The sequence below is a fragment of the Kitasatospora sp. NPDC101176 genome (genome assembly GCF_044768035.1).
In the GTDB taxonomy this organism is placed as follows: domain Bacteria; phylum Actinomycetota; class Actinomycetes; order Streptomycetales; family Streptomycetaceae; genus Kitasatospora.
Map to the genome: position 1 here is coordinate 1 of NZ_JBIWPA010000010.1, position 11,669 is coordinate 11,669.

The 11,669-nt window shown below is 76.4% G+C and carries 5 protein-coding genes; all 5 read left to right on the top strand.

The genetic code is table 11. The features are described from left to right. The first annotated feature begins 639 nt into the window (after nucleotides 1-639). Nucleotides 640-2,658, top strand: a complete 2,019-nt coding sequence (locus tag ACIRS1_RS16475; protein ID WP_402840059.1) for a winged helix-turn-helix domain-containing protein — start codon at nucleotides 640-642, stop codon at nucleotides 2,656-2,658. 280 nt (nucleotides 2,659-2,938) lie between these two features. Continuing rightward, nucleotides 2,939-5,002, top strand: a complete 2,064-nt coding sequence (locus tag ACIRS1_RS16480; RefSeq protein WP_402840061.1) for a non-ribosomal peptide synthetase — start codon at nucleotides 2,939-2,941, stop codon at nucleotides 5,000-5,002. Beyond that, entirely contained in the window at nucleotides 4,999-8,349 is a 3,351-nt protein-coding gene (locus ACIRS1_RS16485) for an amino acid adenylation domain-containing protein (RefSeq protein WP_402840064.1), read from the top strand. The genes ACIRS1_RS16480 and ACIRS1_RS16485 overlap by 4 nt, the downstream gene beginning before the upstream one ends. Beyond that, nucleotides 8,346-11,480 carry a type I polyketide synthase gene (locus tag ACIRS1_RS16490; RefSeq protein ID WP_402840067.1) on the top strand — a complete coding sequence of 1,045 codons (3,135 nt, stop codon included), beginning with the start codon at nucleotides 8,346-8,348 and terminating at the stop codon, nucleotides 11,478-11,480. The genes ACIRS1_RS16485 and ACIRS1_RS16490 overlap by 4 nt, the downstream gene beginning before the upstream one ends. Then, complete coding sequence (locus ACIRS1_RS16495; protein WP_402840070.1) at nucleotides 11,477-11,656, top strand: MbtH family protein; 180 nt, start codon at nucleotides 11,477-11,479, stop codon at nucleotides 11,654-11,656. Before ACIRS1_RS16490 ends, ACIRS1_RS16495 begins: the two co-directional genes overlap by 4 nt. Nucleotides 11,657-11,669 lie beyond the last annotated feature (13 nt).

An 11,669-nucleotide genomic window follows, 5' to 3' on the forward strand; every position in this document is an offset into this window, starting at 1 on the left:
TACTGCAGGGGGGACCCTGTGGGAGAGTAGGACGCCGCCGAACAATCATTCACGAAGAACCCCCGCCGGGATATCCGGCGGGGGTTCTTCGCGTTTCCGGGCTACCCCCCTGCGATCAGCGCGGTCGGAGCGGCCGTAGCAGATCGGCCTGATCATGACGATCAAATCGATCAAGCCGCGCGGGCTGCCGGCCGGAGATCGGGACGGCCGGAATCGACGGAGAACGATCAGCCTCCCTGCCCGGCAGGCAGTGGCCGACAGCGCCGCCACGAGGCGGTATGACCCACGTCACAGTGCCGAACCCTGGCTGTGCGCAGAACGTTCACATAATCTCCCGGAGCGAGTTGCCGAAGCGTGCGGTCGCGGGCTGCCGGATTGCCGGTGTCCGCAACGGGGGGCCGGAGAGGGCATCTGCACATGTCGATGTTCATCGAAATCGAAGTCGAATCGGCATCCCCCTGTCCCTCGTGCCGGCTGATCCGCCGCACTTGAGGAAAACGATCCACCTGGCGAGCCGAGGCCGTCCCGTCCGTCGGCCCCCTCGGTCAGGTGCTGCGTGCACAGAATGAAATGTCCGCGAACGACTTCATTCGGAGGATCGACGTGAACCTGGGCAGATACGTCGCGTCAGGCGACCGTGTGGCCGCGGAACTCCTGCTCGCCGGCAACGGTGACCCCGTGGTCGACCAGGGAGTGTCCGGCATCGGGGGAGTCCCCGCACCCGACGGGGCACCGTCCGGCCTGCGGGCGGTACTCACCGCCTACGCGACCAGCGGGCTGGCCGAGGCGGTCGCCGTGCTGGGCACCGTCCGGGACGAGGGTCTCGCGGTGCGCGACCGGGTGCAGCTGGCCTGCCTGGCTTCGGTCTGGTACCGCAGCTGGGGCGACGTGGACCGCAGTGCGGCCTGCGCGCGCCGCGCGGTCGCGGAGGGCCGGGGTCTGGATGCCGCGAGCCGGGCGGCCGGGCACCGGGCGATGGCCCTGCACGCCGGCCACACGGGCGACGAGGCGCTCGGCGACGAGCACCGTCGATTAGCACTGGACCTCGCGCCGTCCGGCCACCCGGCACTGCTGGGGCTGATGACCAGTCTGTACCGCGCCCGGCACGCCATCGACCGCGAGGAGTTCGGCGTGGCCCTCACGGAGGCGGAGGTCGGGGTCCGGTTGTGCCGGACGGGCGGGCACCTAGGCCTGGAACCGTTCGCACTGAGCGTCGGTGCGGACGCGAAGTCGCGGGCGGGACGACTCGACGACGCGCTGGTGGACGCCGTGCATGCCGCAAGACTGCGCGAGACCACGGGAGTCCGGCACGACGAGGCCTACGGCCTGCTCGTCCTCGGGACGGTGCACCGCCGAAGACGGGACCTCGGGCAGGCCAGGGCGGCGCTGGAGGCGGCGGCCAAGGAGCTGCCGCCCGGGCCCGCGGCCCGGGCGCTGGACGCCGCGATCCACGGCGAGCTCGGCCGGGTGGTCGTCGCCGACGATCCGGTGCTGGCCCGGCAGCACGTCCAGTCGGCCGTGGCCGGTGCGGACGGCGCCGGGCGGGCCGCCGCACTGCTGGCCCGGGCCTGGGTTGCGCTGGTCTGCGGGGACACCGGTACGGCGATGGCGGACGGCGAGGAGGCCAGGCTGATCGCCGAGCGGCGGGAGCAGCCCGCGACCGCCGCCGAGGCCATGGAGCTGTTGGGCCTGGTCGCGGTGGATCCGCGGGCCGCCGCCGCCCTGTTCGAGCAGGCCAGGCTGGGATACCGCGCGGTCGGGGACCGCCCGGGTGAGGCGCGGGTGCGGACGGTGGCGGCGGCCGAGCGCGGCGCGACGGGGAGCCGGACGGCCCGCTCCGAGGAGGAGACCCTGCGTCACCGGGGGGTGTCGCTGGCCCCCGGGGTGGCGGACGCGCTTACGGTCGTGGCCCGGCGGACGCCGCTGATCGCCGTGCTCTGCCTCGGCGGGTTCCGGGTGCTGCGGGCCGGATCCGGCATCGCCCCGAACGAGTGGCAGTCGAAGAAGGCCCGCGACCTGCTGAAGATCCTGGTCTCGGCCCGCGGCCGCCCGGTGCCGCGTTCGAGGCTGATGGAACTGCTCTGGCCCGGCCAGTCCCCGGCCGCGGGCGGCAGCCGTCTGTCGGTCCAACTCTCCACGCTGCGAAGGGTGCTGGACCCGGATCGGCGGATCCAGCACGCCAGCCTGATCGACGCCGACCGCTCGGCGGTCGCGGTCAACCTCGACCTGGTGCACGTGGACGTGGAGCGCTTCCTGATCGCCGCCTCCGACGCGTGCGCGGCGCACCGGCACGGTGACACCGCCGCCGACGAGCTGCTGGTGGCGGCCGAGGCCCTGTACGTCGGTGAGTTCATGCCCGACGACCCGTACACCGACTGGACGCAGGAGCTGCGCGACGAGGCCCAGACGGCCTACGTCAGCGTCCTGCGCGCCCGGGTGACGCGCTCCTCCGACGTCGACCAGCGGGTGTCGTGCCTGCTGCGGATCCTGCGCTGCGACTCCTACGACGAGGAGGCGCACATGGAGCTCGTCAGGGTCCTGCGGGGTGCCGGCCGGCACGGGGAGGCGCGGCGGCGCTACCGCTTCTACGCCCGCTGCATGCAGGAGATCGGCGTCGCCCCGGCCGCACCGCACGAGTGGGCGCCGGAACCCGCCTGACGCGGAGCTCTCCCCGGGCCGGCCGGCGGGCGCTCGAAGCCCGCCCCCCCCGGTGCCGCCCCCACCCCTCTCCCACCCTCTCCCGCTACCTCTCCCCACCGTTCTCCCCGGCGTCCTGCGGCCGGCCGTCAGGGCCGTGACCAGCCCTTCCAGGCCCGCCGGAAGGCGACTCGAAGGCCACTCGAAGGCCGCTCGAAGACTGCCTGAACCGTCCCTGAAGAAAACCGGAAAGCCCCCTGGCGAGACTGGCCGCGCACCACCTCGACAGGGAGGAACGACGGTGAGCGACCGGCGTGATCAGGAGCGGTCCGACCGGACCACGGCGAGCGTGTCGCCCTACCCGGGCGACCGCACCGTGCACGGACTGCTGGAGGACTGGGCGGACGGGACGCCGGACGCGCCGGCGCTGCGCTACGGCGAGGCGGCGCTGACGTACCGGCAGCTGGACGAGCGGGCGAACCGCCTCGCGCACCACCTGCTCCGCAACGGGGCCGGTGCCGAGGCGAGGGTCGGTCTGGCCTTCCGCGACGAGAACTGGGTCGTCGGCGCGCTGGCCGCGCTGAAGGCCGGCGCCTGCTATGTGCCGCTGGACCCGGAGTACCCGGCCGAACGGCTGGCGTACATGGCGCGGGACGCGGGGGTCGACGTCGTGCTGAGCACCCGCCGGCACGACGTCGACCTGCCCGGGCGGCGGATCGACGTCGACGCGCCGGACCTGGCGGCCGAACCCGCCACCCGGCCGGACGTCCGGGTCGGGCCGCAGTCCCTCGCGTACATCATGTACACCTCCGGCTCGACGGGCGGCCCGAAGGGCGTCGCCGTCACCCACCGGAACATCGTCCGGCTGGTGCGCAGCGCGGACTCGATCGAGGTCCGGCGCACGGACACCGCGGCCCAGGCGGCCACCATCTCGTTCGACGCGGCCACGCTGGAGACTTGGGGCGCCCTGCTCAACGGGGCCCGGCTGGTCGGGCTGGCCAGGGACGACGTGCTGGTGGCCGAACGGCTGCGCGGCGCGCTGGCCGCGCACGGCGTGGACGTGCTCTTCCTGCCCACCGCGCTGCTGCGGCAGGTGGCGGCGGAGGACCCGGCGGTGTTCCGCGGGCTGCGCAGCCTCTCCTTCGGCGGGGAACAGGCCGACGCCCGCACCCTGGCGAGGGTGGCCGCGCACTGCCCGGACACCGAACTGGTCAACCTCTACGGCCCCACCGAGATCACCACCTACGCCACGGCCCACCGCTGCGGGGACGTGACCGGCGCGGACCGGACGGTGCCGATCGGCCGGCCGGCCGCCAACAGCGCCGCGTACCTGCTGGACGAGGACCTGCGGCCGGTGCCCGCCGGAACCCCGGGGGAGCTGTTCCTCGGCGGGGACGGTGTGGCCCGCGGCTACCTCGGGCGGCCGGGGCTGACGGCCCGGCGGTTCCTGCCGGACCCGTTCGCGGCGGAGCCCGGCGCGCGCATGTACCGCACGGGTGACCTGGCCCGGAGGCGGGCGGACGGCGCCCTGGAGTTCCTGGGGCGGGTGGACCGGCAGGTGAAGGTGCGCGGGCACCGGGTGGAGCCGGCGGAGGTCGAGGAGGTGCTGCGGGGGCTGCCCGGTGTGGTCGAGGTCGTGGTGTCGGCCGACCGGGACCCGCACGGTGGCCTGCGGCTGGTCGCCCACGTCGTCCTGGACGGCGTCGGCCCGGCGGACGTGCGGGCCGGACTGGCCGGGCGGCTGCCCGGGTACCTGGTGCCCGCGGTGTTCGTGGTGCTGCCGCGCCTGCCGTTGAACGCCAACGGCAAGGTCGACCTGGCCGCTCTGCGGGTCCCGTCCGCCGACGGGGGCGACGACGGGAGGTCCGACCCGGACCCGGACACCGGGGCGACGCCGGCGGAGCGGGAGCTGCTGGCCATCTGGCGCGAGTCGCTCGGGGTCCCGGTCCGCGGGGTGGACGCCGACTTCTTCGACCTGGGCGGCAACTCGCTGGCCGCGGCCCGGGTGCGCTCCCGGCTGTCCGCCGCCACCGGGGTGGAGGTGCCGCTGCACCTGGTCTTCGACCACCCCACGGTCGCCTCGCTCGCCGCGGCCGTGGCCGCGCTGACGCCGCCGAGGGCCCCGGGGGGCCCGGTCGCCGCCGGCGTCGCAGCCGAGGCCACCCCGACGGTGGAGGGGGCGCAGCGCGACGTGGCGGACCTCCTGGCGGAGTTCGAGGGCCTGGATCCCGCCGGCCCCGAGCCCGCCGGCCCCGAGCCCGCCGGCCCCGAGCCCGCCGGCCCCGAGCCCGTGGGCCCGGAGGCCGGGGCGGCCCCCGGGCCCGTGCGTGCCGGCCGCTCGCGAGCCGAGGAGACGATCCGATGACCGCGCCCGACCCGCTCGACCGGCTGCGCGCGCTGCCGCACGACCGCAGGACCGCCTTCCTGCGCAGGCTGCGGCAGGAGCGCGCACAGTACGACCTGCACCCGCTGACCGCCGCCCAGCGCCGGATGTGGCTGCACGACCGGCTCTGGCCGGGCAGCCCGATGTGCCAGGTGCACTTCCGCTTCGAGCTGGCGGGCCCGCTCGACGAGGCCGCCCTGGTCGAGGCCTTCGACCGGGTGCTGGCCCGTCACCAGGCGCTGCGCACGGTGTTCCTGGAGATCGACGGCGAACCGTGGCAGTGGGTGCTCCCACGGGCGCCGGAGGGCGCACGGCTGCGGCTCGGCGCCGACCACGAGGGCGGGCCGTTCGACCTGGCCGCCGCACCGCCGGTGCGGGCGACGCTGGTCCAGGACGGAGCGGAGCGCCGGGTGCTGCACCTGGAGCTGCACCACATCGTCTGCGACGGCTGGAGCATGGGCCTGCTCTTCGACGACCTCTCCCGCGCCTACGGCGGCGCGCTCCCGGGGCCGGCGCCACGGCACGTCGACGTGGCGGCCGAGTCGGAGGCCGAGGAGCTGGTGGAGTTCTGGCGCCGGCACCTCGACGGGGCGCCGGCCGCGATCGGCCTCCCGACGGACCTGCCGCGGCCGCCGGTGCTGGACGAGTCCGGCGCCGAGCTGTCCTTCGACTGGCCCGCCGAACTCGCCCACGGTACGGCCGGGTTGGCCGCCGAGGTGGCCGGCACGCCGTACATGGTGCTGCTCGCGGCCTGGCAGGCCGTCCTGTCGCGCTACGGCGGACCGGACCTCGTGGTGGCGACGCCCGTCGCCGGGCGGACGACGCTGGCGGCCGAGGGTGCCGTCGGGCTGTTCGCCAACACCGTCGCGCTCCGGGCCGCGGTGCCGGGCACGCTCACCTTCCGCGGCCTGCTGGAGCGGGTCCGCGGGACCACGCTCGCCGCGCTCGCCCACCAGGAGCTGCCGTTCGACTCCCTGGTGGACCGGCTGCGGGTGGAGCGGGACCCGGGCAGCACACCGCTCGCGCAGGTGATGTTCGCGATGGAGAGCGGCTGGGCGGAACGCCTGCGGCTGCCGGGCGTCACCGTGCACGGCGTCGAACTGCCCACCGGCACGGCGATGTTCGACCTCACGCTGACCCTGACGCCGGGGCCGGACGGGATCGCGGGCCGGCTGGAGTACCGCACCTCGCTGTTCACCGCCGCCACCGCGGCCCGGATCGTCGGGCACGTGCGCACCCTGCTGACGGCGGCGCTCGCCGACCCGGACCGCAGGATCGAGGACCTCCCGCTGCTGACGGCGCAGGAGCGGCGGACCGTCGACGCCTGGACCGGGACCCGGCCGCCGGTGGCGCCCTGGCGCCCGGTCACCGAGCTGATCGCCGCCGTCCCGGCGGAGCGGATCGCCGTGGTCCACGGCGGCCGCCCGGGGCCCGGCACTCCGGGCGGCGACGGACCCGGCCGGGAGGGAACCGACGGCCACGGCACCGGGGATCGGCTCAACGGCACCTGCGAGCGGCTCAGCTACGGCGAACTCCGCGCCCGGGCCGACCGGATCGCCGCCGCGGTGCGCGCCGCCGGCGCCGTCGACGAGACGCCGGTCGGGGTGTGCCTGCGGCCCGGGCCGGACGCCGTGGCGGCGTTCCTGGGGATCCTGGCGGCGGGCGCGGTGTACGTCCCGCTCGATCCCGACCTGCCGGCCGAGCGGCTCCGGTACCTGGTCGAGGACTCCGGCACCGCGCTGGTCCTCGCCGAGCCCGGCACGTTCGCGCTGCTGCCCGAAGGACCGACCGTGCTGACACCCGGCCCGGAGTCCGGCCCGGGCCGCGACGGTGCTCGCGACCCGCAGCCCGCCGCGCCCCGACCCGCCGTCACCCTGCGCCCGGACCAGGCCGCCTACCTGATCTACACCTCCGGGTCGACCGGCCGCCCCAAGGGCGTGGTCAGCACGCACCGCGGACTGACCAACCTGGCCGACGCGATCCGCGACCTGCTGGCGATCGGACCGGACGACCGGGTGCTCGCCTTCCACGCGCCCGGCTTCGACGCGGCCGTCTCCGACCTGCTCACCGCCCTGTGCGCCGGCGCCGAACTGCACCTCGCGCCGCGCGCGGAGCGGATGCCGGGCCCCGACCTGGCCCGCACGCTGCGGGAGCGGCGCATCACGATGGTCGACGTCCCGCCGATCGCCCTGCAGGCGATGGACCCGGCGGAGCTGCCCGACCTGCGGGTGCTGACCGTCGGCGGCGAGGCCTGCCCGGTGGACGTCGCCGAGGCGTGGCGCGCCGGACGCGCCTTCCACAACACCTACGGCCCGACCGAGGCCTCGGTGATGGTCACCGGCGGCCGCTACCGGGGCGGTCCGACGGTGCCGATCGGCCGGCCGCTGACCGGCACCCGGATCCACGTGCTGGACGACGCGCTGCGACCGGTGCCGATCGGCGTGGTCGGGGAGCTGTACCTCGGCGGGGCCGGGGTCGGGCGCGGCTACCTCGGGCGCCCGGGGCTCACCGCCGCGGCCTTCCTGCCGGACCCGTTCGTGGGCGGCGGTGCCCGGCTCTACCGCTCCGGGGACCTCGCCCGCTGGCGTGACGACGGCACCCTGGACATCCTCGGCCGCCGCGACAGACAGGTGAAGATCCGCGGCAACCGGGTCGAGCCCGGCGAGGCCGAGGCGCGGTTGCGGGAGTGCCCCGGGGTCGCCCGGTGCGCGGTGGTCGTCCGGGAGGACGAGCCGGGGCGCCGGCGGCTGGTCGGCTACCTGGTGCCGGACGGCGCCGGTGCGCCCGGCGCCGACGCCCTGCGCGAAACCCTGCTGCGCAGCCTGCCGGACTACCTGGTGCCGGAGGCGTTCGTGGTCGTCCCGGACCTGCCGACGACCCCGAACGGCAAGCTCGACCACCGCGCGCTGCCCGTGCCGACGACCGCCCGGCCCCGCCTCGGCACCCCGTACCGGGCGCCGCGGGGGGCCACCGAGACGGCCGTGGCCGCGGTCTGGCGGGCCGTGCTCGGCCTGGACCGGGTCGGCGCCGACGACAACTTCTTCGACCTGGGAGGGAACTCGATGCTGGTGGTGAAGGTCCACACCGGGCTGCGGGAGGCGCTGGGCGTGCGGCTCGCCGCGGTCGACCTGTTCCGCTACCCGTCCGTCGCGCGGCTGGCCCGCTTCCTCGACGCCGACGGGGGCACCGGGCGGGACACCGCCGCGCCCGCCCGTCCGGCTGCGGCCGCCACTGCCACCACTGCCGGCACCGCCACGACCACCGCCCCCGGACGGCGGGCCCTGGCGGCCCGCACCCGGCGGCTGCACGCGGGGGAGGGGGAGTCATGACCGAGGACGGTGGACTGGACATCGCCGTCGTCGGGCTGGCCGGCCGCTTCCCCGGCGCCGAGGACGTGACGGCCCTGTGGCGGGCGCTGCTGGACGGCCGCCCGACGACCAGCCGGTTCACGCCGGAGGAGCTGGCCGGCTCGGTGCCCGCCGCGGAGTACGGGCGCCCGGACTACGTGCCGGTGTTCGGCGTCCTGGACGGCGCGGACCGCTTCGACGCGGGCTTCTTCGGCTACTCGCCGCACGACGCCCGGCTGATCGACCCGCAGCAGCGGGTGTTCCTGGAGTGTGCGTGGCAGGCGCTGGAGTCGGCCGGGCACGTCGCCGACGTCGACGAGCTCGCCGTCGGGGTCTACGGGGCCACCGGGATGAGCGGCTACCTGCTCCACCACCTGCTGCCCGCGGGGGAGGCCGTCGGCTCGGAGTACGAGATGTCGGTGGCCAACGACAAGGACGCGGTGGCCACCCGGGCCGCCTACCACCTCGGTCTGCGCGGCCCGGCGATGGCCGTCCAGACGGCGTGCTCCTCCTCGCTGGTCGCGGTGCACCTGGCCGCGCAGGCCCTGCTCGCGGGGGAGTGCGACGTGGCGCTGGCGGGGGCCGCGCACGTGCGGCTGCCGCTGCGGGCCGGCTACCGGTACGAGGCCGGCGGCATCATGGCCCGCGACGGGGTGTGCCGCCCGTTCGACGCGTCGGCCACCGGGACGGTCGGCGGCAGCGGGGTCGCGGTGGTCGTGCTGCGGCGCCTCGCGGACGCGCTCGCGGACGGCGACACCGTCCACGCCGTGCTCAAGGGCTCTGCGGTGAACAACGACGGCCGCGCCAAGGTCGGCTACACCGCACCGAGCGTCGAGGGCCAGGTGGACGTGGTGCGCACCGCCCATCTCGCGGCCGCCGTGGACCCGGCGACGATCGGGTACGTCGAGGCGCACGGCACCGGCACCGCCCTCGGCGACCAGGTCGAACTCGCGGCCCTGCGCGAGGTGTTCGGCTCCTCCGGGGTGCGGCGCGCGCTCGGCTCGGTCAAGGCCGTCACCGGGCACCTGGACGTCGCGGCCGGGGTCACCGGCCTGATCAAGGCCTGCCTCGCCGTGCGGCACGGCGTCGTCCCGCCCAGCCCGTACTTCGTCACCGCCCACCCCGACCTGGCCGGGGACGCCTCCTTCCTCGTCGGCACCGCGCCGGCGCCGTGGCCGGTGGTCGGTCCGCCCCGGCGGGCCGGCGTCAGCTCCTTCGGGATCGGCGGCACCAACGCCCACGTCGTCGTCGAGCAGCCGCCGGAGCCCGCGGTGCTCCCCACGGCCCGCACCGAGCACGTGCTGGTGCTGTCGGCCAGGACGGCGCCGGCGCTGGACCGGGCCCGGGAGGAGCTGCGCGCCCACCTGGCCGGGGCCGGGGCGGACCTCGAACTCGCCGACGTGGCGCACACCCTGAGCCGCACCCGGCGCCGGTTCGAGCACCGGCTCGCGCTGGCCTGCCGGAGCACCGGGGAGGCCGTCGACGCGCTCTCCCGCCCGGCGGCCCTGGACACGGCCGACGGCGAGGACACGGACGGCACGGTCGCCTTCCTCTTCCCGGGCCAGGGCGCGCAGCACGCGGGCATGGGCGAGGAGCTCTACCGGACGGAGCCGGTCTTCCGCGAGGAGCTGGACCGGTGCGCCGACACGCTCGCCCCGCTGCTCGGCCTCGATCTGCGCGACGTCCTCCACCGGGCCCCCGACGACGACCTGCTGCGGCAGACCCGGATCACCCAGCCGGCGCTGTTCGCCGTCGAGTACGCGCTGGCCAGGCTCTGGGAGCACCGCGGTGTGCGGCCCGCGGCGGCCGCCGGCCACAGCGTCGGCGAGTACGCGGCGGCCTGCCTGGCCGGGGTGTTCCGGCTGCCGGACGCGCTGGCGATCGTGGCCGCCCGGGGGCGGCTGATGCAGTCGCTGCCGCCCGGCGCGATGCTCTCCGTGCCGCTGCCGGCCGCCGAGTTGGCGGCCCGGCTGCCGCAGGGGGTGGAGCTGGCCGCGGCCAACGCGCCGGCCCTCTCCGTCGCCTCGGGTGCACCGGGGCCGGTCGCCGAACTCGCCGGGAAGCTGCGCGCCGAGGGCCTCGACTGCCGGGAGCTGCGCACCTCGCACGCCTTCCACTCGGCGATGATGGAGCCGGTGCTGGGCGAGTTCGCGGAGTTCGTCGGCCGGTTCGAGGCGCGGGCCCCGCGCTTCCCGGTGCTCTCCGGCCTCGACGGGGAGCCGCTGTCCGCCGCCGACGCCGCCGATCCGGCCTACTGGGCGCGGCAGTTGCGCGAGCCCGTCCGGTTCGACGCCTGCGTCCGGCGGCTGCTCGCCGGGCCGTCCGCGCTGCTGGAGGTCGGCCCCGGCGCCGCCCTGACCACCCTGGTGCGTCAGCACCGGGCCGGCGGGGGGCGGAGCACGCCCTCGCTGCCCGGGCCCAGGGAACGGGGCGGCGAACGGCTGGCGATGGCCGCCGCGACCGGCCGGCTGTGGCTGGCCGGGGTCGACGTCGACCTGCACGGGGGCGGGCCGGCCGAGCGCCGCCGCCGGGTGCCGCTGCCGACCTACCCCTTCGAGCGGGAGCGGCACTGGGTCGAGCAGCCCGGCGCGGCCGCGCCGCGGACCGCGGAGCCGACCGCCGCACCCGGGCCGGCCGGGACCCCGGAGGAGGTCGTCCGGCGGATCTGGAGCGACCTGCTCGGCATCCCCGAGATCGGCCCGGACCAGGACTTCTTCGGTCTCGGCGGGCACTCGTTGCTGGGCACCAAGGTGGTCGCCCGGATCCGTGAGGCGCTCGGCGTCGACCTGCCGGTCGGCGCGCTGTTCGACACACCCACCCTCGGCGGCCTGACGGCCACCGTCACCACGCTCCTGGCCGGGCGGGACGGGCCGCAGGAGCCCGCCGCGCAGGAGCCCGCCGCGCAGGACCCGCCGCGCCGGCCCGCCGGGCCGGACCCGGTGGCGGACGAACCCGGCGTGCCGGACTCCGCCGCGCAGGAGCCCGCAGCGCCGGATCAGTCGGACGGCCTGGCCGGGCTGCTCGCCGAGATCCGGGCGATGACGCCCGCACAGGTCAGACAGGAGCTCGGCGGCCAGGCCCCGGGCGGGACACCGAGGGAGGACCGGCCGTGACCGGGGACCAGCACTACCGGGTCGTCGTCAACGACGAGGAGCAGTACTCGATCTGGCCCGCGGACCGGGAGGACGCGCCGGGCTGGCACGACGCCGGGTACCGCGGCACCCGGGCGGACTGCCTGGAGCACGTCGAACGCGTCTGGACCGACATGCGCCCGCTCGGCGCCCGCTGACACGACAGGGAAG

Excerpts from the sequence above, each read along its gene's own strand:
- ACIRS1_RS16485 (WP_402840064.1), top strand. The coding sequence starts at position 4,999 with ATGACCGCGCCCGACCCGCTCGACCGGCTGCGCGCGCTGCCGCACGAC.
- ACIRS1_RS16490 (WP_402840067.1), top strand. The coding sequence starts at position 8,346 with ATGACCGAGGACGGTGGACTGGACATCGCCGTCGTCGGGCTGGCCGGC.